A 22,536-nucleotide genomic window follows, 5' to 3' on the forward strand; every position below is an offset into this window, starting at 1 on the left:
ATAACAAAAACGCCACTCACCTTCGCGCCTAACTACATACCTTATTGAGCTTGCTGTTGAACCCAAATAACATTTTCATTTGAAGTGGAAACCTCAAACCAAGAGCAAAACAGATCTAACATTTCAGGTGTCATCTCATAAGACTTACCATTAAGTTCCGAGTTGCGGCTGAATGCCCTCTCCTTACAAGTCTCAAACGGGACATCAAGGTAGTGAACTTCGCTGCCCACGCCTAGGTTTGATGCCCAGCTTGTAAAAGAATCCCGATCAGATTTACGCCAAAAACCAAAGTCAAAAATCACCGGAACACCCAAGGAAAACAGCTGCATTGCAGACTCCTTGAATAACCCTTGTAGCGCAGCCAGCCGGCGGTCAAAATCTTCACGCTCCATATGCGCTCCATATGCTCTCCATACAAAGGAATCATCCACTCATCAATCGAGAAACGAAAGGCACCATGCTTTTCTGCAAGCGCTTTAGAGTAAGTCGTTTTACCCGAACCGATAAAGCCACATACGAAGTAGATTTTTGTCATGATTCCTCTTTTGCTTCTAGGTAGAGTTGCCGTGTAAAAGCACTGACACCAAGCTTAAGCACTAACATAAGCTTAGGATGCCAAGTGTCATAATTTATTCTTAAAAGCGTTCTTACCCGGAACTTCTTGTGCATAGTGTCATCATTGTTTCTGACACAGTCTGCCCTTCTATAAGGTAACAATCTGGGACTTCTCCAATCACTTCGAAACCACATTTCAAATACAAATTTTTTGCAGGAAGATTATTCGAGAGAACATTTAGATCTAACCAATCGATACTTGGGCTTTCGTTACAAAACTCAGTCACGCGCTTAATCAGTTCTACACCCAACCCTTGCTTTCTTAGACTTGAATCAACACCCATGCCGAGAAGCACACGATGAAACTTATACTCTTCACCGTAATGACGTAGGTCTATATGACCAAACACTCGTTCCTTAGAGTCTTTGATTACCCAGAGCTTTCTCCAGCCATGTTCACCAAGGCTTGCCTCAAAACCATTTCGAAACTTGTCTTTAAATCGTTCTGAAACTACACAATTCTCTTTAGAGATCGGTTGGAAAAGTGGAGAGTTATCATCCGCATTCTCAAGAAGCTGTGCTCCTATGTATTCGAAAAAGGATTCTAAATCCGACAGAACGGCTTCCGATATTCTCATGTAATCTCCTTCTTACGCATGATTCTTTCTTTTAGAAGTGTACCAATACTGCTAACTACAAACGTAAAAGCAAAAGCCACAAGTGGTCGATAGAAATCAAACGCACCATCCGTCATAAAAAAGTACTGATGGATGGCAACACCAAAACCAACACCTAATGCCAGCTTCAGATTCTTTAAAATTCCTTGTTTCATGTTCATCCCCTCGTAGAAAGCAACACTATGTATAGGTGTGAGTGACGTTATGACCAGACCTTAAACCATTGTTACATAAACACTGAAATTGAAGTAAGCCGAAAATAACGCCGTTGAGCATCCGTTTTCAGTGCTATGTCAGGCTAATTTTTCCTGACGTTCTTGAGTGCATGTTTGACCTTGTCGTAAATAAAACTAAGAAGTGCACCGACAAAGACAAATAAACCAAGGTCAATCAGAGCAACTTTAAGACTGAACGGGTCTGAAAACAGGTTATAGGTGAATCCCATTTGCAAACCAATAAATTTAGTTAAAAAAACTGTAGGTATGATCAGAAGTATTTCACGTATTACCTGAAAAATTGACTAAAGAAGTAGAGTTCTAAAGCACATACTACTTTTGCTCATTTCTCAGGCAAGGAAATAGGTCTCGATTTACCCTGAAACGGGGATGCAATATGAATTTCAACACGATGAGTGGTGCGCCCTGTTCAAGGCGGAGTAACGCAATGCCGAAGCAGCCTTATACTTCTTAAATGGCTAATACAAAGGCATAGTTAAAATGCCGTGTGTTGTGAATCACTCTTGAACAGCTCGGATGGATAATAAGCACTCCAATCTAGTAAGATGAGGCTCAGACTTGCTATACGTTACTTCCAAGCTCAGAATTTGGCCTCAACTTATTGCTAAAAACGAACAGGCAACTAACCAAAATGCCTATCTCGAAAAGCTGACATAGAAAAGATGCTGTCTTAAACACCAGACCAGATTCCATCCAGGGCATCGCTATTTCCATTAGCACAGCGGCAAAAACCAAAGCATACCCAACCCATTGATGCCACTTACCTAACATGGGTGAAAAATGATAGAAAGCTAACAAATAGAGCACCGAAAAAAAAGGCATTATAAACCAAGTGAAATATTCAAGAATTTCAACTAACGAGCGACCAACTTCGCCCAAAATCGCCATTAGAATCGGGATAATAAAATTGAGTATCATGTAAAGAAACGGGTAGATAAGAATACCCAAGGTAAGATACCGAACCGACTTTTTAACTCTAGTTTCCACTTGTACTACCTTCTCAAGTTGGAGTAGCGCATGACGCTAAACGTCTAGCTAACCTGCACAGCACCTTGGCGTATACTTTTGCGAAGCAAAATTGCCAAGCGTGAAGTGTCTGGTTTAGCGTTTTGTTAGGCTTTTATATGTTGAAGTTGGATTAGAACCATACAAAGCAAACCAATATGGAAGTAGCAACCCAAATGCCATTGAGCCACCTACAAACGTCGTTGGAACGCTTTGTAAAACCAGATCCACAACCTTATCGTACTGTTCCGAACTCATTGTTGATTTGCTTAAATATACCTCATAAGAAAAGCAAATTGGTTGATATACAGACATTCTTAGGAACCAACCCAACGCACTAACAGGTAGCAAAAACAACAATGGCTTCGTCCATTTTGTAGGCACTACAAAATGGATTCCGGAAATCAAAAATAGGAACGCCACATACAAAGTGTTTGCCGATATATTACGAGAATCAAAAGCATAAGATTGACCTTCATACATCATTAGTACTGAAACCCCAAGGACACTAACTAAAAACAGTTTCCCGAACTCTTTTGTAAGCGACAAGCGAAGAAAGCAGTAACCTATGACCAATAGAAACACGGTAAGCCAAATATAAGCATCCCAGTTCATTTCTAGGAATCGAGGGCGCGAAGTTTCGATAAGTATTAGGAACGTATACGCTATGGGCAGATAGAGAATCGCAACGAACCCAAGGCGAAGAAGTGCCCAAGCAATCTGTCGTTTCATTTTGTTGCTTCCTCCTTGAAGCCTAACGAATGACATGGATTCCCCCTACCGAGGATCTGCCACACTTATGTGGTACTTAAATGCATCGGAGGCACCATGTCTGATTATTCTTATTTCTGCGGTATCGACCTAGCTAAAAACCACTTCAGTCTTCATGCCGAAGACCAAAATGGTAAGGTAATACTTCATAAGTCAGCAACCCGCTCTAAACTACAGACTTCAATAGCAAATATACAGTCATTGGTGTCGCCCCAATCGCACTCGAATGTGTTCGAAAGATGGTTGTGACTCTTAACTCTATGCTGAGAGATGGCGCCATGTGGGATGAAAACACTGCCAAAAATTAATCATTGACGCCATAGTCGTTTGTTAAGGCTCGAATCTTTGATGCCTTTGTTGAGCGCTATACTGAAACAACATATTGACTCCATCGACCAAGTAAGGATCTCTTACAGTCAGTTCATCTTGGTAGATCTTAGATTTTTTTAACACTTTAAAGAAACTAGGCTTATCCAATAGATTACGCTGAGTGTAATACACCGCTCCCAACACAGTCCGTTCAACTTGCGAACTTGCATCGGTCATACCTAACCCCAAACTATCAACTACATTAAGTTTTTGACCATAATACTTAGTTACCAGATTACGGATCTCTCTTTCATCAAAAGTACCACCTAACGCAATTAGATCGTTGGCATTTCTAACTTGAATAGTATTTAAAAACCGCACGTCTTCAAGGCTTAAAACTTCGGAGACGTCACTATTTTTAGCCCCATATTTATAAACAGTCGAGTCATAGGCACACAGGTATAGCCTATGAGATAGTGGAAGGAATAATTGAACTCCTTTATTCATCAAACCAGCAACACCAAGAGCACTCAAATCTTTATAGAACCAGTTATACTTAATAACTGGGTGATCTGAAATAATAAAATCTTCACTAGTTTCATTAACTAAAATATGGAATCTCAAATCTTCCATACCCTTCGAAATCAATACACTATCAAGAACTAATTGGGCTATAACACTTCGCTTAGCATCACGATCTTGGAACTCTATAGAAAATAGGTCTCGCACATCATCTTCATATGCAATTTCATTTTGTTCAAGCAACTCTTCAGCAATATGATAAGTATGTTCTTCACTATACCTCAAGCTTTCGTTCAAGGCTTCTTGAGTTCTCATTAGCTGACAACATAAAAATTTCGTCAAACATTGACAATCAACATTTAAACTATGAAAAGCACCACTGCGAAATTGATTAATTAGTTTAGATGAAGGCGTTTCAATATGCGATTCAATAAAGTTTTCAATGAAATTATCCTTATCATAGAAATAGTTCTGTGAGAATACCTCTTTCACTGACTGGTTAAACAATAGCTTGTTATTTCTGATTCGAAGAACATTAACTTTTGCTAGATCTTCAGCTACCGAATTAACTCGAAACCCATCAAGCAAAAAACGAGGTACATAATGCTGATTTATAGTAATTTCGCCCATTTGTATCCTTTATATTTCTATACGCCGAATTGAACTTAGAGCCTTAACAGCGACTAGACCGAAAAACCCCGCATTTAAATATAGAATTATTCAATCTAGTTTCATATGCATAGCACTCTAGCACAATTAATTTCGTTATTTCAGTGACTTAAAGCATAGATAGGCACATCGAATAACAAAATATAGAATATTTCTATATAGTATGAATTTCGTAAAAACCCCGACCAACTGGATATAAACACAGTCCCCTTACACATGCCCCAAAACACAAAAAAGCCTGCCATCTATGCGAACATAAATGGCAGGCTTTATACGTTAGTTAAGCTTGTGTGTGGCTAGCTTACGCGGCTTCGAATGCGAGGGCTTTCTTCTCTACCTGACGGAAGATCAGCGTTAATATGCCGTTTACTGCTAAGTAGAATGCGCCAGCAATACCGAACACCGTTAGTGTGTCGTAGGTTTGGCCGTTGATACGCTGAGCGTAGCCCATCAAGTCCATGATGGTGATGGTGCTTGCCAGTGACGTACCTTTGAAGACTAGAATCACTTCGTTCGAGTAAGCTGGAACGGCGCGGCGTAAAGCGTATGGCAGTAACACTTTAAGCGTTGCTACTTTGTCCATGCCTAGTGCACGACATGCTTCCCACTGCCCTGCTGGAATGGCGTTGAATGCGCCTCTGAACAGTAGCGTGCTGTATGCGGCAGTGTTCAAAGCTAATGCTAACATTGCACAGAACCAAGGTTGGCTTAACCAAGTCCACATGAAGCTTTCACGAATCCAATCGAACTGACCCGGGCCGTAATACACCAAGAAGATCTGCACCAATAATGGTGTGCCAGTGAACAGCGTGATGATGCCACGAGTGAACCAGTGAAACGCAGGTATTCTTAGGATTAGCGTTACCGTCATCAGCAGTGACAAGATACAACCAACCAGCAATGAAGCACCTGTGAGTTGAAGACTGGTCACTAAGCCTTCAAGCATTTGAGAGAGGTATTGTTGATTCATGCCATTGCCCCTTTGTTACCCAAACCTTGAATAGAGAACTTACCATCAATCACTTTTACCAATCTTTGTGTGATTAAAGTGATGACCAAGTAGATTGCTGCTGCTGTCGCGTACCAAGTAAATGCTTCGTGCGTTGCAGCGGATGTTAGTTGTGCTTGTTTCAACAAATCTGTTACGCCAATTAGCGAAACTAATGCAGTGTCTTTCAGTAACACTAACCATTGGTTGGTTAACCCTGGTAGTGCGTGTCTTACCGCTTGAGGTAACACGATACGAAAGAATGAACGTGATTGAGAGATACCAAGCGCGCTTGCTGCTTCTCTCTGCCCTTTGCTTACTGCTTTTAATGCACCACGCAAGGTTTGCGAAGCGTAAGAAGCAAAGATAAGTGACAGTGCAACAACACCAGATAAGAACGGGCTCACTTCTATGAAGTCGCCAGTGATCATGAACAGAACTTGTGTCGAACCAAAGTAGATAAACAGTACGACCAGAATTTCTGGTAAACCACGAACAATCGTCACAAATGCAGTCGTTGGCCATTTGATTGCAATACGACGAGACATCTCACCACTTGCAAACAAAACTGCTAGAACCAATCCAACCAATAGGCTTACGAACGCAAGCTGAACAGTCATCCAGCTTGCTTCGACGAGCCCTAAAGAGTAACCCGTTAATTCCATAAATTACTTACCGAAGTACTTGTTGAAGATCTTGTCGTATTCGCCGTTCGCTTTCACTGCTGCAAGTGCAACGTTAAGCTGGTCTACAAGTTCTTGGTTGCTCTTGTTTACTGCGATACCAAAGCCGTTACCGAAGTACTCTTGGTTTGTTACTTGGTCGCCTACGTACGTTAGGTTGTCTTCTTTCTTGAACCATTCTGCTACAACGGCTGTGTCACCGAATACAGAATCGATACGACCGTTCTTCATGTCGATGAATGCATCTTGGTAGCTTGAGTAAGGTACCGCTGTTACGCCAGTCATTTGCTCAAGTAGGAAGCTCTGGTGAGTAGAACCGTTTTGAACGCCAACACGCTTACCTTCTAGTGCTGCTTGGTCTGCTACTTTGCCTTCGAAAGAAATGAATGCTGCAGAGTTATCGTAGTATGCGTTAGAGAAGTTCACTTGTTTAAGACGCGCTTCTGTGATGTCCATTGCCGAGATAGCTGCATCGTAACGTTTGAATTTAAGTGCAGGGATCAAGCTATCGAATGCTTGGTTGTGGAAAGTACACGTTGCTTTCAACTCTTCACAAAGTGCGTTTGCTAAGTCTACGTCAAAACCTTGAATTTGGTTGTTCTCATCCATGTATTCGAATGGTGCGTATGTTGCTTCCATTGCGAATTTGATTTCTTCTTGCGCCGCTGCGTTGAAAGAAGCAAGGCCGATAAGTGAAGCTAGTAGAATCTTTTTCATTTTGTTACTCCGAATACTGTTTGATAGCGGCCTGTGGCCATTCTTATAATTTGATTGTTTTAATTGATGTTGTGTTTAGCTAAATCTAGTGAGTCAACTTTCTTTTAATACGTGACTTACTTAATGAGTCAAATATTCAGCAAACTCAGGTGTCTGCGGATTAACGAATGAATCGCTGGTGCCGTGTTCAACGATGTACCCTTTCTCTAGGTACAGAACGTGGCTAGCAATCTTCTTCGCGAAGTCGACTTCGTGCGTCACGACCACTTGGGTAATGCCCGTTCCGCTCAATTCTTTAATAATGCTCACGACTTGGTTGGTGATCTCAGGATCAAGCGCCGCTGTTGGTTCATCAAACAACAACACATCCGGTTTCATCATCAGCGCACGTGCAATCGCAACACGCTGTTGTTGACCGCCAGACAGTTGAAGTGGCCAAGCGTCTGCTTTGTCGGCAAGTTGAAGTGTCTTTAGGACTTCTTGCGCTTGCTTAATCGCTTCTTGCTTATCCAAACCCGCCACTTTGGTTGGTGCTTCAATCAAGTTTTCCATCACCGTCATGTGTGGCCATAAGTTGTATTGCTGGAACACCATGCCGACTTTACGACGAAGTTTAAGCCCCTGCTTCTCTTGGATTTGGCTTGAAAAATCGAATTGCTCATTCGCAATGTCTAATTCGCCGTTGTCCGCGATTTCAAGCAGGTTCAATACACGCAGTAATGAACTCTTGCCCGCGCCGCTTGGGCCAAGCAATACCAAGGTTTCGCCGCTCTCACAGTCGAAACTGATGTCGTGAAGAACTTGGGTATCACCGTATGATTTGTTGATGCTCTTTACTTGAATACTCATGCCACAATACTGCATTAATTGTCATTTGTTGGTTATTCTATTCAATCCGAGGTTTTATGCAAGAAAAATGTATAAAAAACTACTTTGTTGAATTTTTGTAACAAACATTCCACAAAAAACAGTCGCTATAACTGGTCTTACAACCAAAACTCACAAGTCATTGATAAAGCTAATATCGAGATAAATAGCAAACGTTTTGCTATCAATTTATAAATCATCGCACGGTTGCTTGTTTATGTGTGCACTCTCCTATCAACGCTAATTTACTTGCATAAAAATTAGGGTTAAATAGCTTGGTTTCCTATCCAACTGACTGGATCAGAATGCTTAGTTTTCCTTTAAGGTTGTTTCGAATTATTCACTTAATGATGAGGAAATATTGGAAATTGAGTTTCCTAGGGAGCGTCACAGCGCAATAAATGCTTTAATGGGTTCGATTCTCAACAACAATGACTGCCCAGCGAACAACGCGCAGTACAGGCAATAAGTCATAAACCATAAGCAATTAGCCATAAGCAACAAGCCATCTATTTTTAAAGCGACAACACATTAAGGCAGTCATATGCAAAACGATGTCTCTTCTACGCTCGACTCAAACCAGCGACAGACTCAGCGCTCTACTCAAAAAGTGCCAGACCCCAAACCTGAGAAAAAAAGCCTCAGTATTTTGTTTGAGCTGAGCAAATTCATTCAGCCTTACAAAGGCCGTGTTATTGCCGCATTGATCGCGTTGATCTTCACGGCGAGCTTAACCCTCTCAGTCGGACACGGTATTCGTCTTCTTATCGACCAAGGCTTCAGCCAACAATCGTTGTCAGACTTAGGCAGCGCGATTCAATTCATCATGGTGGTGGTCGTGCTGATCTCGATTGGCACCTTCTTCCGCTTCTATTTGGTCTCTTCTGTTGGTGAGCGAGTAAGTGCGGATATACGCCTGTCGGTTTTCAATCACGTGGTGACGCTGCACCCGAGTTACTTTGAAACCAATGGCAGTGGCGACATCATGTCGCGAATCACCACGGATACTACTCTGCTTCAAAGCATCATAGGTTCATCGTTCTCTATGGCGATGCGCAGCGCGTTGATGTGTATTGGTGCAATCATCATGCTGTTTGCGACCAATATTAAGCTGACGTTGATTGTATTGGCCTCGGTGCCATTTATCTTGATTCCGATCCTTGTTTATGGGCGCCGTGTAAGAGCCCTATCTCGCCAAAGCCAAGACTCCATGTCTGATGTGGGTTCTTACGCAGGTGAGGCAATTGAGCACATTAAAACGGTGCAAAGCTACAGCCGAGAAGAGCAAGAGAAAGCATCATTCGCGGTAGAAGTGGAAAAGGCGTATGAGATTGGTCGCCAGCGTGTAAAACAGCGCGCGATTCTTATTTCTGGCGTTATCGTGATTGTATTTAGTGCTATTGCAGGCATGCTTTGGGTTGGCGGCAGTGATGTTATCAACGGCACTATGTCGGCTGGTGACTTAGCGGCGTTTGTGTTCTACGCAATTATGGTTGCTTCATCGTTAGGTACGATTTCTGAAGTGATGGGTGAACTGCAACGCGCGGCAGGTGCGACCGAGCGATTAATCGAGATCCTACAAGTTGAAAGCCATATTGTTGCGCCAGTTGCGAATCCAACTTCGCTTGCTAACGTAACGCCAGAAGTTGCATTTGATGATGTGACCTTCTGTTATCCATCAAGACCGGACCAACCCGCAACAAGCAACCTCACGCTTACTGCCCATGAAGGCAAAGTGTTGGCACTGGTTGGCCCGTCTGGCGCAGGTAAAACTACCCTGTTCGAACTGCTGCAACGTTTCTACGACCCACAAGTGGGTAAGGTCACATTAGGCGGTGTTGAACTGAATCAGTTTGATCCTAACGAGCTAAGAAAGCAGATGGCATTGGTACCGCAACAACCTGCTCTGTTCAGTAACGATGTGTTCCATAACATTCGCTATGGCAACCCGCAGGCAACAGACGAGCAAGTGATCGAAGCGGCGAAGAAAGCGCACGCACACGAGTTCATTCAAAACCTACCTGATGGCTACAACAGCTTTCTTGGTGAACGTGGTGTAAGGCTTTCTGGTGGGCAGAGACAACGTATTGCTATCGCACGTGCCATCTTGAAAGATCCAAATATTCTATTGTTGGATGAAGCAACCAGCGCACTAGACAGTGAAAGTGAGCATCACGTACAACAAGCGTTAGAAGAGTTAATGCGTGGCAGAACGACGATCATTATCGCCCATCGATTATCAACAATTAAACACGCCGACCAAATTGCGGTGCTCGATAAAGGACAACTAGTAGACATCGGCGACCACCAGTCTCTCATCAATAGCTGCGAATTGTACCAACGCTTGGTTGAGCTGCAATTCAAACACCTTAGTGCCTAACTATTGAGTGGATGTGCAACTAAGTCACTGACATTGTGTGGTTTCAAGCTTCAAAAACTTAAATCACGCGTGTTGCAGTTTTGTTAATTTAGCGGTAGGGTTTTTATTCCAATAACAACTTATTCCGATGAAGGATAAGTAAATAACGTTAATTACACAGATAACAATAAGAGAGTTCGCATGGAAGCACTATTATCTGACTACCCAGTAGTAACAGAAATCCCTGTCGCTTGGGGAGAAATGGACGCACTCAATCACGTTAACAACGCTGTATATTTTCGCTATTTCGAAACCGCTCGCTTAGATTTTTTCAAGCACGTCGAGCTGATGGAAGAGATGGCGATTACCAAAGTTGGTCCTGTTCTTGGTGACACTTACTGTAAGTATTTCCGCCCAGTCACGTATCCAGATACCTTGATGGTCGGCTCACGTGTTACCGATATTCAAGATGACCGATTCACCATGGAATACGCGATTGTCAGTAAGGCTCAACAGAAACTGACGACCGTTGGCACTGCGACTATCGTGATGTTTGATTTTGCTTCGAACCAGAAAGCCCTGCTCTCGCTGCGCTTAACCAATGAAATCGAAAAGATGAACACGTTGAAAAGCCCATGCTTCAAACAAGAAGCCGTGACAGAATAACGTATTCGTTGGTTGAGAAAGATTGAGAAAGTTTCAGACATTAAAAAGGCCACTCGATTGAGTGGCCTTTTGTTTATTGGTTCAGAGTGCTTATAAGCGGTTGAGCGTTATAAACCTTGAACGCTCTTTGCGTTAGAAGCTATAAGCCTTACAGCCCATAGACATTGAACCCTATAAAACTTGTACGCTATAGACCTTGCACGTACTGAGCATTAGTTCGAACTTCAACCATCTGCTCTAGGTTCTGTTGTGAACCTTCAACGCCGTTCAGTAGCGCTTCGAAATGCTTGATAAGCTCAACTTTGTCTTTCACTTCTTTAGAACCTGCACCGATGTTGGTTAGGTCAATGAAGAACTCGTCGAACAGACCAGAGAAGTCAGTTACTGCGTCGTGGTTCAAGAACTGCTCGTGGTTGTAAATGCTTGGGTAGCCACCCTTCTGTTTATCAACCGCAAAAGAGATGCCTTTCACGTTGGTAATCGTGGTCGCTTTCTCACACTTCAACATACAACCTGCTTCGATGCTTGGCTTGTTACAACCCACGGTTCTTTGGAAGAAACACTGACGGCTGGTCATCATCAAGATTGGGTGGTAAATGCTGTAGAACAGTTTGAAGTTCTCTGGGCGACGAATATGACGAATCTGACCTTTGTTGATCTCGTTCGAAATGAATGCGCCTGCACAGTTCAGCTCTTCTTTCAGAGTAACCAGTGCGTGAGAGTTGGTCGTGTTCATGAACGGGCCTGCAACCCACTCAATACCCATCTCGTAAGCTTTGTAAGCAATACCCGTGTTGTTGGTTACGATGCGAGCTGGCTTGATCTCTTCAAGAATACGAACCGCTTCGTCGTAATCTTTACCGATCAATACCGCTGGGAACCAAGGAATCAAACGTGGGTTTGCTGCCAAGATGTCGATGTACTTGTTACAACGCTTCTTGAAGCTTTCTGGAAGTTTGAAGTAAACATCCGCGTCAGTCACGTCACACAGGTGTAAGTCTTCTACATCGGCGATAAGCATCGACATAGTCGGCTTCTCGTTCACTTTAGGGTGCTGAGGCAGTGCTGGCACTTCAACGTGCTTAATCACTTCCACAGAGCCGTTCAGAATGAAGTCGATCTCGTCTTTTAGGTCTGAAACTTCTTTTAGAGGAATCAACAAGCCTGCATCCACTTCACTGAAGTCGTGGCTTTCTAGCGTGTGAACTGCACTCTTCACGTTTTTGAAGCGCTTCTCAAGTAGCTCTTGAGTAATCGCCTTCTCTTCAACCGCTTTCAATAGCGATTTAGATTGAAGAGTAAAGTTCTCTTTTGGCGTGTTCACAGTCACCGTAAATGGTTGACCCACTTTTGCGCTGAACGACAGTGCTACTGGTGTCTTGCGAATATCAAGGAACTCGATCTTGTCACGCATTTCGTTACCAAGAACGTCTTTCGCTTGGTGAAGTTCGTTGGTCACTTCTTGAATCTGTACAACTGAGATTTCGTTGTTCTGCTCCGTCGCTTTTTCAACAGCGTAGTTCATGCTGTTGTCGCGCGGGTTATCGATGAACATGTCTTTCGTTAGGTTGCCCTTTAGGAAAGAGTTGGTGAAATCACGGTTGAATACTTTGTGTAGGTTCGAATCGTCTTCGATCAACAAACCACTTTCTACAAAGCTATCAATCTGTTTACGCCATGTGTCTACCACAGTGTAAACGTAGTGTGCGCCTTTAATACGGCCTTCTACTTTCAATGAGTCGACTTTCGCATCAACCAATTCAGGTAGGTCGTAGTAAGCTGAGTTATCTTTCAGGTTAAGTGGGAACTTGTTGCCCGCGTTGGTGATTTCGTACTCATCACGACACGCTTGGCTACAACGACCACGGTTACCTGAGTTACCCACACTTACTGAGCTTGAGTAACATTGACCAGAGAATGCGATACACAGAGCGCCGTGTACGAACACTTCGGTTAATACGTCGTGATCGTGTGCCACTTCCGTCAGCATCTTGATTTCAGGCAGGTTCAACTCACGAGACAAGTTAACGCGCGTCGCGCCAATCTTAGACAAGAACTTAATCTGGCCTTCGTTGTGCGTAGTTAACTGAGTCGACGCGTGAACGTCTAACGATGGGAAATGCTTCTTAACCAGGTTGAATAAACCCAAGTCTTGAACAATGATGCCGTCCACTTTGGTGTTCACAAGCTGGTTCAGCAGTTTGGTGATGCTCTTAGTCTCGTGCTCCAGTAGCACAACGTTAAGAGTCAGGAACACTTCACAGCCGTATTCATGAGCAAGGCGAATCACACCATTCAATTCGTCTAACGACAGGTTAGAGGCTCTGTTACGAGCGTTGAATGTGTCTAAACCACAATAAACTGCATTAGCACCCGCTACGATGGCGGCTTTTATCGCTTCTACATCGCCACCTGGGGCTAATAACTCAATTTTTCTGCTCATTTTTGAAGTCGCTCACTTACTTATAATTTTTAAGCCGCGTATTCTACCCACATCACGATCTCTTTACCACCGTACAACACTTTTCAAACTAAATGACCTCAATAATGCCGAACGAATCCGATCTACCTATCCTTTATTCTTTACGCCGTTGCCCTTATGCAATGCGCGGACGAATGGGCATCGCACTATCACAGCAAAAAGTGTTACTTCGAGAAATCGTTACCAAAGACAAGCCTAGCGAACTATTGGCCAGTTCGCCAAAAGGAACAGTGCCTGTATTGGTGTTACCCAATGGACAAGTCATTGAACAGAGCTTGGATGTGATGAACTGGTCACTTCAACAAAACGATCCTCAAGATCTTCTGCGTTCAAGCAATCCAACGCTTAGCGAACAAGTTCAGCAGCTCATTAAAACCAACGATGAAGAATTTATTGGTCACTTAGAAAGGTATCGTGCATCGGTTCGTTACCGAAACATCGATGTTGAACAACGCCGACAAGCCTGCGAAACCTTCATTAAGCAGTTAGAAGTGCGACTTACCGATCAGCCCTACTTTTTTGGAGAAAGCCCAAGCTTGGCCGATTTTGCGGTGATGCCTTTCGTCAGTCAGTTTGTGCGAGTCGAAAAGAAGTGGTTTGTGAAATCGGAATATCAAAACGTAGGACGTTGGTTAAGAGCGCACCTTGAAAGTAAGCTCTACACCCAAGTCATGAAGCAATACCCTTTGTGGAATGAAACCAAGCAAGATTGTCTTTTTGGATAACTTAAGAGAATTTTGGGTGACTTAAGGGTATCTAGGGTGATCTAGGGGAATTCTGGAATAGATAATTCCTAGGTATTAAAGTAGTTACGTGACACTGTATCTTCTTTGTAAAGAACAGATATTCAAAGGCTTAACTGGGATTCCGTTGTCTCTTTACCGGTAACTACTGTCTCTTAACTGGCAAACACAGTCTAAGCTAAGCCTTTTGTTCATTTTAACCTGATCACTGAATCGCTATCGAAATCGCGACTTCAGTTTCACCTTTGTATAGTTCAAAATCTGTCGTGTAAGTTCTCACATGTGGGCAGTCAGCAGCGCTGAAATACGCCCACACTTCACCCCATAGGTCGATCACAGCTTGTGGTAATTCACCTTCAGCAGAAAACGTTAAGTATTTACCTGCTTGTATTTCGGTTTCTACAAGCGTATCAACATTCTGATCCGTAAGTGCATTAGTACACGCGATAACATCAAATTCGCCCGTAAAGTCAGACTCGTAGTTCGTGTAAACGCCATACACTTTTGAATCCGGTGTTAATTTCGGAAATGCTTGGTCAAAAAAGCCCTGCCACAATTGCCCTATCTTCGCTTTAGTTGGGTCAACCTCATCCTGATTAGTGGTTCTTACTGAAAACCCATACGCCTTTACGGCTTCAATCGTTTCTACTTTCATTCGTTTTATCCCTAAGCCAACGATGGTTTGAGCATATTGAATCGATACCTAATCTTCAATCTCTTTGTGACCACACTTCTCACACACTATATGACGAGAAAATTCGTCCATAGATGCGATAAATGGGCCAAGGAACCAACCTTTTATCATGCCTGCCCAAAACTCACTTCGCTTTTGGTTAGGTTTGTCTGCAAACGCACTCGTCTTTCTGACCAACACCACAACGTGCTGTGTATCTTCTCGGCATGCGGTGCAATAGCATTGTTCTATGGTGTTATTCATTTGAAAGCCTATGACGTTTTGAATGAAATCTGCTGAAAATGAGGGTTGTAGACACAAACTTCTAGTGTGGAAAGGTCTGTGAGTACGACAAGTTGTTCTACACCTTGAATACTGACCTTAATGCACTCTTCACGGCTATCATTGCGTTGAGTATCTAATCCGACACATTCAATCTGCTCGCCAGATTTCAGCGTTAATTTGATTGGGTATCGGTGCATACACACAATCTCAATATAATCGTAATCGTTGCAACTAATCATAATACCCTTCCAATTCATCCACCACGCTAATGCGACATGCCATACTATTCAATATCTTTACAATCAATAAGTTACTCGTATCACATTCGCATTGCCATAATCAGATTATTGAGTAATTTGTTAAATTTAATCTCGTTCTCACCATTCACATTTCATCTGTGAACGACAATTTAAGGCTTCAAGAATCCTTTCCAATAATGGTACAAACCACCAATGTCTGAAGAACACATTAGCGACATTGCGCCTTTGATTTGTTCTTCGCTCCATTCCCACCATTTCATTTCTAGCAACTGAGCGATTTCAGTCTCATTGAAACGATAACGGATATGGCGTGCTGGGTTTGAACCGACAATCGAGTATGGCGCGACATCTTTAGTCACAACCGCTCGACTTGCGATGATGGCTCCGTCACCAACCTTAACACCACTCATGATCATGGCTTCTGTGCCAATCCACACATCGTTACCAATCACGGTATCACCCGAGCGTTCAAAGCCGTCTATCGCACCTTCAAACTTCTCATCGTCTTGATAGAAGAACGGGAAGGTACTCACCCACTGATTTTGGTGGCCTTGGTTGCCTGCCATCATAAACACGGCGCCAGAACCAATCGAGCAATAGCTGCCAATGATCAGCTTATCGATGTCGGTTCTATCCGGTAATAAGTAACGCGCACAGTCATCAAAGCTGTGGTTATGGTAGTAACCCGAGTAATAGCTGTGCTCGCCCACGATGATGTTTGGGTTGGTCACTTGCTCTTTGAGTGGCTTTCCAACAAACGGACTTTCAAAATAGTTCTTCATGTTTGTACTCTTAGTTTCGTTCTTTTAGTTAGGTACTTTTGTTGCGAGTTTATGGTTTTAACTGGTTTATCTTGTTGTAACTTGTTTATCTTAGTGTAAAGGGCAACGCGCCCTATCGACCGCCTGCAATATCAATAAACGAGCCGGTGACATACGAAGCTTCGTCTGATAATAACCATGCGATAGAGTTAGCGACTTCTTCTGGTGTTCCACCTCGTTGTAATGGTAACTGCGAAGCTAGTCTGTCTACGCGCTCTGGCTCTCCGCCGTCTGCATGCATCTCAGTATAAATACAACCTGGCCTTACGCCATTCACTCGGATATTGCGTGAAGCTAATTCAAGCGATAAGCCTTTGGTGAGTGAATCCATCGCACCTTTCGATGCTGCGTAATCCACATACTCAAATGGTGCGCCAGTGCGAGAAGCGGCAGACGATACATTCACAATCGAACCCGCGCCATCGGCTTGTTTGATAAAGGCTTTACTGCACAGAAAGCAGCTTGATACGTTGGATTTCATAACCTTTTCAAAGCGATCCAATTCAATATCAACCAATGGTGACTGGGTAAACAAGATCCCGGCATTATTAACCAAGTGAGTCACTGGACCTAGCTTATTACGAGCAATCTCGAATAAGGATTTCACGTCCGATTCAACAGACACATCCGCACGCACACTAATCGCGGTTCCGCCTTGTTCGCGAATCTCATTCACTAGATCTTCAGCTCGCGACTCATTGTGTATGAAGTTAACGCATACAGCATAGCCTTGACTGGCCAACAATTTAGACGTCGCTGCGCCAATGCCTCGGCTTCCGCCGGTTACAACCACTACCTTGCTCAATGAAACCTCCTAATGTTTACTTATTCTGTGCAACCTGATTATTCGATACGACCTAGTTGTTCGTGACAAACTGATCGTATCGATACAAACTAATTGTTCGATACGATCTGAACCCACTGCGATCGCCACGCCGGCGCTTCGAATGGGTCTGGCCAAAACTCAGTTTGCTTTTGAATTAAACCGTCAACCACCGTGTGAAAGGTGATCACTCGGTCTTTCAGCACACTGTCAGTAACTGAAATGTCCGTTACTACCGTATCACCTTCACAGACAATCGAATTGAGCGTGAACTCCCAAACACCATTGGCTGGATATTCAGAGTTGATTGCCGTGAAGTTGTGGCGGCCTACCGTCAATTCAGACGACTGAGGCCAATAGCCTTCAAAATCTGCGGCTAGCCATTCGCTTGCCTTGGCAAAATCATTACTGCGCATTGCATCCCAAAAACCTAATACCACTTGTTTTGGTGTCATTATTCTTCCTTAAAGTCATTCAGGTGTGGTGATTTTTAAATGTCTGCTTCGTTATGCGTACTTGCTAATGATCGTTAAAAGATCATCGACACTGTTAGCAATGTAATCGGGCTTGGTTTGCCAATTTTCAGGTTTCGATCGGCTATAACCTGCTGCAACGGCAATCACTTTTGCGTTTTTACCCAGCGCGGCTTCAATATTGCGAGCAAACTGTGTGTCCGCTTCATGGTCACCGATGTACATCAAACAAAGCTCGTTAGTCGGATCGGCGCCAAATATGTTCTCGACACATTTCACACCACCAAATGGATGGGGTTTTTGGTTGCCGTTCGAAACATCGTCATAACCCACTACCGATTTAAACAAATCGCCGATGCCATAACTGTCGAGCACACCACGAATATTCAATTGAGAGTTTTGAGAGCAGATCCCATGAGGAAGATGAGCAAACTGATTAACCACGGTTTCCATTCCTTCAAACAAGGCGACGGCTGTTTGGTTTTTCTCTTGATGCTCTGCCCACATTCCACCAGCGATCAACATTTCATCGTGTGATAAGCCGTAATAGTCGATATATAAGGCTTGCCAGTTTTTAGCCCCGTGGTTGGCTTCATGATAAAGCGCTTCGCTGAGCAAATATTTAGGTAAGTTGTCGCCTGACAAGTGTGGCGCGACTAAAGAGATAATGTCTTTTGTGATTGCGATATTCTTTGGAACGGAATTGACTAAGGTTCCATCGTAATCCCACAGGATGGCATCTAACTTCATACACTATCTCTTTGTTTCGATTAATAATTTGAATTTATCATTCATAAGCCTATTTAGGGAAATCTTATTGTCTTGAATTTGAAAATTAGTCCAATCCGAACAATGCTAGAGAGCAAACCGTTACTAGCAAACAATAACCAAACAGCCTTTGTTCACATCACTGCTTTATCAATTGCAATATATGCGTATAATCCCCGCTCCATTGCGCTATCGTCGTTAAAAATAGCGCCATTCAACATTTTTTATGAGTACCCAATGTCGAAACTATTTTTCAAAGGCCGTATCGAAACAAGACAGAACCACGTTCTTGCTGGCTACAACGTAAACCGCGATGTAAAAGCGGGTACCGAAGAATCTCCAATCGCAGTAATGGTTCAAACTGAAGCGCGCAAAGCAGAAGTTGAAGCACTAGCCGCTGAAAATTCTATCTTCGTTACTGTTACAGTCGACGCAGACAAAGAAGAGAACACCATCGAGCTTGATACTCTACTGAACAAGCCAAAAACGATGACGTTTGAAAAGACCCCTAACCGTAACGATCCGTGTTCTTGCGGCAGCGGTAAAAAATACAAGAAGTGTTGTGCATAAGACTTCTCACTCAAACTGCCAATAGCACGATGAGTTAAGTAATATCTAACGGGAAGATCATTGAGGTCTTCCCGTTTTTATTTGCCTAAGCCAAACTCACAAACTCAGTCGAGGTTGTCTGGTGTATTCAGATATGTTCCACATTGGGTACATTTGTAATCACCTGTCGCGCCCGAACCTGTAACACCAAAAGATAGAAACTCCGATAAAATTCGTTGGAGTAAGCTCGGTTCTTTATCTTCAGCTTGTGGTGCCTTTTGCACTTGGCTACTGAACATCGTGTACCTATGCAGTGTAAGTTCCTTACAGTTACAGCAGAACGCTCTCGTCTTCTCACTTCCATACATAATATCTATAGCCTTAATTCAAAGCACAAATTCAACACATGGCAAATATGCCACATGTTGAGTTAAATCTATATATTTTCATGAAGTTATGAGCAAATTAAAGCGTTTCAAAGAAAGGTAAGCTCTCGACTGTTAAGTGAGTGTTGATGAACAAAGTTATTCAATTCAGTCACGCTTTTGATGATGTAAACCTCTTTCTCTTTAGCGCGCAATTCTAACTGCGCTTTAAAGTCGTCATTCCAAAATTTAGGACACAGTTTTAGTGTCTTATAACTTTGTATCGTGCCTTTTATAACTGAACTTCCATCAGGCCAGCCTTCAGGTTTAACGAATAGACCTTTGAGCATTCGCTTGGTTACAAACCAGTAGCTAATTGAATAAGGAAGGTCGATATAAACCAAGGTATCAGCTGCATCTAAACGTGTGTTGAACGAGCCTAGAGGGCCAAAACCATCGATGATCCAGCTTTCTGACTTAAGTATGCTCTCATGAGCCTGCTCGAATACTTCACGTTCAACAAGCTCTCCGTTGGCCTTGTAAACAATAGAGTCTAACTGGTGAAGCTCTATCCCTGTAGCTAGTGCTAACGCCTTGCTGATTGTGGATTTTCCACTCCCAGGCTTGCCAAAAACCGCGATCTTTTTCATATGACTTCCTCTATTCAGATAAAACCCATAAGACAGCGACAAAAAACCCACCTTACGGGTGGGTTCGATAAACAAAGCGCATCAACAATCCCACCATTCCTATGGAATGATGATAATTCGTTGGTTAGATTGCGCTAAATTCAGTTTCATAAAACTACTTTTATATACTGTTGCTTAGTTGTCAACACAATGACTAATGGGCGATATCATCGTCATATCGCACCCATTAATAGTCTTAATGAGTGCTTATTGATCTTGGTTATTTTGCTTTCTTTTTCGCCACTGTCGCTTCTGATAGCTTGCTTAGTACACCCGATACTTTCTTAACGACCTCGTCACAGCCATTGATCGCGTGACGCTCTACCAAGTAATTAGGATCGTTGTAAGACAACCATACTTTCTTATTAGAATCCTCAGTGACTAACACCTTCTGCGGTAAATCTATCGCGACTTCTTGAGCACATTGCATTAATGGTGTCCCTACTTTCGGGTTACCAAAGATGATGACTTCCGTTGGTCTCAATTCAAGATCGACCTTACTCGCGTTTTTCTGATGGTCGATTCTCGCAAACAAGGTCAAACCTTTGCTCTTGGCGATTTCTTCAAAGCGGTCAGCGGTCTCTTTCACTGAATAATTACTTTGGTATTTAATCAAACCATCAGAAGCCGCGGCTGAAAATGATGCCGAGAGTAAAATGGCGCATAGTGGTAGTAATTTTTTCATCGTCACCTCTGAGATTTAACCTAATCAAACTTACATTCATAGCGCCACTTCCAAATTCAGCGACGTAACCCATGTCAGTATAGACGCGATTCCATTCTCAGTTTGCAGAGAGGATCACTTTTCTAATGCGTCTTATTATCATCAGTTTACCTAGGGTTTATTCACATCGTTAACTCATGGAGTAACTTAAAACAAGAGAGCTAATACATATAGCCAAGCCAATCAATATCCCCTAAAGGCCATTGTTTTCCGTTCAATGGCTTTACATATAGGTCATCAATTTCTTCAACAGCGACGCCATAACTAAGGTGCTCATGAAGTCTTAACCAAGAGTTAGTACTAGTAATTTGGATATACCCTTGTGAGGAATAGAAATCATGAAGATCTGATATCAAAATAATGAAATCGACATCCCTATTCTTTGCATACTCATCCAATTCACACAGCATAGATTTACCAACACTTTGCCCTCGGACATTCTCAGCAACACAAAAATCAATAACACCTAATACTTTGTAAGCACTGTCACCAACACTGACCATACGGTAATCAAGACCAAGGTAGCCGACGAGTCGTTCTTCACGGCATTGCAGAGCTCGCATATGAGGGAGTTGTTTATAATAAGAACGCTCTACCTGATGATCGGGGAAAGAGCTATTTCTCAGAGCGGTAATGGCTTGATGTTGCTTTTTGGACACTTCGATTTCGGATATGATTTCCATACAGTCCCTTGTAATTTCTGACTCATATTTATTATTGTCATGAGATTTACATCAAATGTTCATACCCAATCAGTGCCACGACTTAGTCCCACATTTCTCACACTGGTATTCGTAATCACTGTCTACATAAAAACCGGGAACATTATGATCACCTCTAAACAATAACGTCACCAGGTACTCCATCAACACGCCTAACTTCCATTGTTTCTTTTCAGATTCAGCGTCCGCTTTAGATTCAGCATCGGAAGCGCTAACAGCAAGGTGCGGGGTAAGTGCGTCGCACTGCTCACAGTGATAAGGGTGTTTAATATACTTATTATCAAGCATTTATATAAGCCAACTGATATTTATAAATTTGATACATACTAACAACTTATCACTCGGTTCTCGAACTTATTGTTGTCCACTAGAGTTTTATTAGAAAGAAATGAGACACAAGGTAAGTGCCATGCATCTTGAATCAGTTACCATCGAGATCTCCCTCATTGAAAAGCTAAAGCTATTCTTACGCTAAGGTATGAAATTAACTTTTACTTTAATAGCCCTTTTTCCGCAGCACCTTCAAGTTGCACTTCTAGCTCTTTCCATAGAGCACGACTGCCTTTAGAAATACGCTCGCCATTGAAGGTCAGTACTTTGTCTTTGGATATGTTGTGCTTCTTCCAGCTGTGACCACCACCATGGATGTTATGAAGCAAAGGCGGCACTCTATCGATCGCCTTACCAAATCTGGCTTCTGGTGACTCACCTGCTTCGAACTCAAGCCATAAATCCAAATACTCGCTTCTTGAATGGCTCGGTAATGATTTCAGCAAGCGCTCAACGCAGTTTCTCTCTTTGAGCTTGTTTTCTGCGGTTTCACTGGCATAAATGATGGTGTCTCCGGCATCGATTTCCCCAAGATCATGAATCAGCAGCATCTTCATTATTCGCGTAATATCGATTTCTTCATTGGCATAGTCTTTCAACATGAGTGCGCTCAAACAGACGTGCCAACTGTGCTCTGCCGAGTTTTCATATCGATCCAATCCAACCGGTTTTGTCTGTCGATGAACATCCTTTAATTGTTCAATTTCGACCATGAATTGCAGAATGCCTTTGATTTCTTCCACGATGAGCTTCCTTAACTTAAGTTGATGATTTAGCGATGCGGAGGGTTAACCTAACGAAAGAG

Annotated in this window: 27 protein-coding genes and 2 pseudogenes; 5 read left to right on the forward strand and 24 right to left on the reverse strand. The window is 42.8% G+C overall.

All coding sequences use genetic code 11. From position 1 onward, the window contains the following. Window positions 1–41: 41 nt before the first annotated feature. The 5 genes and pseudogenes from AB4503_RS22795 to AB4503_RS22815 all read right to left on the reverse strand — a co-directional run bounded on the left by AB4503_RS22795 (window position 42) and on the right by AB4503_RS22815 (window position 3,205). Window positions 42–535, reverse strand: a pseudogene (locus tag AB4503_RS22795) (AAA family ATPase). Between the two features lie 112 nt (window positions 536–647). Then, a complete protein-coding gene (locus tag AB4503_RS22800; protein WP_372115759.1) occupies window positions 648–1,193 on the reverse strand; it encodes a GNAT family N-acetyltransferase in 546 nt (181 codons plus the stop codon). Next, entirely contained in the window at window positions 1,190–1,387 is a 198-nt protein-coding gene (locus AB4503_RS22805; protein ID WP_108192577.1) for a hypothetical protein, read from the reverse strand. The genes AB4503_RS22800 and AB4503_RS22805 overlap by 4 nt, the downstream gene beginning before the upstream one ends. 642 nt (window positions 1,388–2,029) lie before the next feature. After that, window positions 2,030–2,455 carry a hypothetical protein gene (locus AB4503_RS22810; RefSeq protein WP_372058637.1) on the reverse strand — a complete coding sequence of 142 codons (426 nt, stop codon included), beginning with the start codon at window positions 2,453–2,455 and terminating at the stop codon, window positions 2,030–2,032. 114 nt (window positions 2,456–2,569) lie between these two features. After that, window positions 2,570–3,205, reverse strand: coding sequence for a hypothetical protein (locus AB4503_RS22815; protein ID WP_372115760.1), 636 nt, complete (start codon window positions 3,203–3,205; stop codon window positions 2,570–2,572). Window positions 3,206–3,301: 96 nt separating this feature from the next. Between AB4503_RS22815 and AB4503_RS22820 the strand changes: the two are divergent. Further along, window positions 3,302–3,439 (forward strand): annotated as a pseudogene (locus AB4503_RS22820) (IS110 family transposase); the annotation flags it as partial. Between the two features lie 135 nt (window positions 3,440–3,574). On the opposite strand, the gene AB4503_RS22825 reads toward AB4503_RS22820, so the two are convergent. The 5 genes from AB4503_RS22825 to artP all read right to left on the reverse strand — a co-directional run bounded on the left by AB4503_RS22825 (window position 3,575) and on the right by artP (window position 7,981). Then, window positions 3,575–4,705 carry a DUF4238 domain-containing protein gene (locus tag AB4503_RS22825; RefSeq protein WP_372115761.1) on the reverse strand — a complete coding sequence of 377 codons (1,131 nt, stop codon included), beginning with the start codon at window positions 4,703–4,705 and terminating at the stop codon, window positions 3,575–3,577. 340 nt (window positions 4,706–5,045) lie between these two features. Beyond that, window positions 5,046–5,714 carry an arginine ABC transporter permease ArtM gene (gene artM / locus AB4503_RS22830; RefSeq protein WP_372115762.1) on the reverse strand — a complete coding sequence of 223 codons (669 nt, stop codon included), beginning with the start codon at window positions 5,712–5,714 and terminating at the stop codon, window positions 5,046–5,048. Beyond that, complete coding sequence (gene artQ / locus AB4503_RS22835; RefSeq protein WP_017078229.1) at window positions 5,711–6,397, reverse strand: arginine ABC transporter permease ArtQ; 687 nt, start codon at window positions 6,395–6,397, stop codon at window positions 5,711–5,713. The genes artM and artQ overlap by 4 nt, the downstream gene beginning before the upstream one ends. Before the next feature lie 3 nt (window positions 6,398–6,400). Continuing rightward, the gene (locus AB4503_RS22840) at window positions 6,401–7,132 is read right to left on the reverse strand and encodes a lysine/arginine/ornithine ABC transporter substrate-binding protein (protein WP_004733839.1); all 732 of its coding nucleotides are present in this window, start codon (window positions 7,130–7,132) and stop codon (window positions 6,401–6,403) included. Between the two features lie 120 nt (window positions 7,133–7,252). Further along, window positions 7,253–7,981 carry an arginine ABC transporter ATP-binding protein ArtP gene (gene artP, locus AB4503_RS22845; protein WP_032545343.1) on the reverse strand — a complete coding sequence of 243 codons (729 nt, stop codon included), beginning with the start codon at window positions 7,979–7,981 and terminating at the stop codon, window positions 7,253–7,255. 562 nt (window positions 7,982–8,543) lie between these two features. Here artP and AB4503_RS22850 point away from each other — a divergent pair. Together AB4503_RS22850 and AB4503_RS22855 are read left to right on the forward strand one after the other, a co-directional pair. Then, entirely contained in the window at window positions 8,544–10,379 is a 1,836-nt protein-coding gene (locus AB4503_RS22850) for an ABC transporter ATP-binding protein/permease (protein WP_017068343.1), read from the forward strand. 180 nt (window positions 10,380–10,559) lie between these two features. Next, window positions 10,560–11,024 carry a thioesterase family protein gene (locus AB4503_RS22855; protein WP_017061819.1) on the forward strand — a complete coding sequence of 155 codons (465 nt, stop codon included), beginning with the start codon at window positions 10,560–10,562 and terminating at the stop codon, window positions 11,022–11,024. A gap of 187 nt (window positions 11,025–11,211) precedes the next feature. Here the strand turns inward: AB4503_RS22855 and AB4503_RS22860 are convergent, their stop codons facing one another. Continuing rightward, entirely contained in the window at window positions 11,212–13,467 is a 2,256-nt protein-coding gene (locus tag AB4503_RS22860; protein ID WP_017063916.1) for a peptidase U32 family protein, read from the reverse strand. A gap of 173 nt (window positions 13,468–13,640) precedes the next feature. Between AB4503_RS22860 and AB4503_RS22865 the strand changes: the two genes are divergently transcribed. Continuing rightward, a complete protein-coding gene (locus tag AB4503_RS22865) occupies window positions 13,641–14,231 on the forward strand; it encodes a glutathione S-transferase (protein ID WP_017061817.1) in 591 nt (196 codons plus the stop codon). 223 nt (window positions 14,232–14,454) lie between these two features. Here the strand turns inward: AB4503_RS22865 and AB4503_RS22870 are convergent, their stop codons facing one another. From AB4503_RS22870 to AB4503_RS22900, 7 genes are all read right to left on the reverse strand, one after another. Next, entirely contained in the window at window positions 14,455–14,904 is a 450-nt protein-coding gene (locus tag AB4503_RS22870) for a GyrI-like domain-containing protein (RefSeq protein WP_372115763.1), read from the reverse strand. A 48-nt stretch (window positions 14,905–14,952) separates the two neighbouring features. Next, the gene (locus AB4503_RS22875) at window positions 14,953–15,186 is read right to left on the reverse strand and encodes a hypothetical protein (protein ID WP_137001805.1); all 234 of its coding nucleotides are present in this window, start codon (window positions 15,184–15,186) and stop codon (window positions 14,953–14,955) included. 8 nt (window positions 15,187–15,194) lie between these two features. Then, window positions 15,195–15,446, reverse strand: a complete 252-nt coding sequence (locus AB4503_RS22880) for a Rho-binding antiterminator (protein ID WP_372115764.1) — start codon at window positions 15,444–15,446, stop codon at window positions 15,195–15,197. Window positions 15,447–15,616: 170 nt separating this feature from the next. Then, a complete protein-coding gene (gene catB, locus AB4503_RS22885) occupies window positions 15,617–16,249 on the reverse strand; it encodes a type B chloramphenicol O-acetyltransferase (RefSeq protein WP_372115765.1) in 633 nt (210 codons plus the stop codon). A 112-nt stretch (window positions 16,250–16,361) separates the two neighbouring features. Next, window positions 16,362–17,093, reverse strand: coding sequence for a glucose 1-dehydrogenase (locus AB4503_RS22890; protein ID WP_372115766.1), 732 nt, complete (start codon window positions 17,091–17,093; stop codon window positions 16,362–16,364). A gap of 89 nt (window positions 17,094–17,182) precedes the next feature. Further along, entirely contained in the window at window positions 17,183–17,566 is a 384-nt protein-coding gene (locus AB4503_RS22895; RefSeq protein ID WP_017066538.1) for a nuclear transport factor 2 family protein, read from the reverse strand. Between the two features lie 51 nt (window positions 17,567–17,617). Continuing rightward, on the reverse strand, window positions 17,618–18,334 hold the full coding sequence (locus AB4503_RS22900; RefSeq protein WP_372110500.1) for an HAD family hydrolase: 717 nt from the start codon (window positions 18,332–18,334) through the stop codon (window positions 17,618–17,620). 255 nt (window positions 18,335–18,589) lie between these two features. Between AB4503_RS22900 and AB4503_RS22905 the strand changes: the two genes are divergently transcribed. Continuing rightward, entirely contained in the window at window positions 18,590–18,922 is a 333-nt protein-coding gene (locus AB4503_RS22905) for a PBPRA1643 family SWIM/SEC-C metal-binding motif protein (RefSeq protein ID WP_017063923.1), read from the forward strand. Window positions 18,923–19,026: 104 nt separating this feature from the next. Here AB4503_RS22905 and AB4503_RS22910 read toward each other — a convergent pair whose 3' ends face one another. From AB4503_RS22910 to AB4503_RS22935, 6 genes are all read right to left on the reverse strand, one after another. Continuing rightward, window positions 19,027–19,269 carry a hypothetical protein gene (locus tag AB4503_RS22910; RefSeq protein ID WP_029235167.1) on the reverse strand — a complete coding sequence of 81 codons (243 nt, stop codon included), beginning with the start codon at window positions 19,267–19,269 and terminating at the stop codon, window positions 19,027–19,029. A 107-nt stretch (window positions 19,270–19,376) separates the two neighbouring features. Further along, window positions 19,377–19,916: an adenylate kinase gene (locus tag AB4503_RS22915; protein WP_372115767.1), complete on the reverse strand. Its 540-nt coding sequence runs from the start codon at window positions 19,914–19,916 to the stop codon at window positions 19,377–19,379. A gap of 259 nt (window positions 19,917–20,175) precedes the next feature. Then, entirely contained in the window at window positions 20,176–20,640 is a 465-nt protein-coding gene (locus tag AB4503_RS22920; protein WP_017066540.1) for a DUF302 domain-containing protein, read from the reverse strand. 200 nt (window positions 20,641–20,840) lie between these two features. Next, window positions 20,841–21,362, reverse strand: a complete 522-nt coding sequence (locus AB4503_RS22925; protein ID WP_372115768.1) for a GNAT family N-acetyltransferase — start codon at window positions 21,360–21,362, stop codon at window positions 20,841–20,843. Window positions 21,363–21,431: 69 nt separating this feature from the next. Then, the gene (locus AB4503_RS22930) at window positions 21,432–21,689 is read right to left on the reverse strand and encodes a hypothetical protein (protein WP_017066541.1); all 258 of its coding nucleotides are present in this window, start codon (window positions 21,687–21,689) and stop codon (window positions 21,432–21,434) included. Between the two features lie 203 nt (window positions 21,690–21,892). After that, a complete protein-coding gene (locus AB4503_RS22935) occupies window positions 21,893–22,474 on the reverse strand; it encodes an HD domain-containing protein (RefSeq protein WP_372115769.1) in 582 nt (193 codons plus the stop codon). Window positions 22,475–22,536 lie beyond the last annotated feature (62 nt).

The organism is Vibrio sp. 10N.222.55.B11 (assembly GCF_041473705.1).
Taxonomy (GTDB): domain Bacteria; phylum Pseudomonadota; class Gammaproteobacteria; order Enterobacterales; family Vibrionaceae; genus Vibrio; species Vibrio crassostreae_C.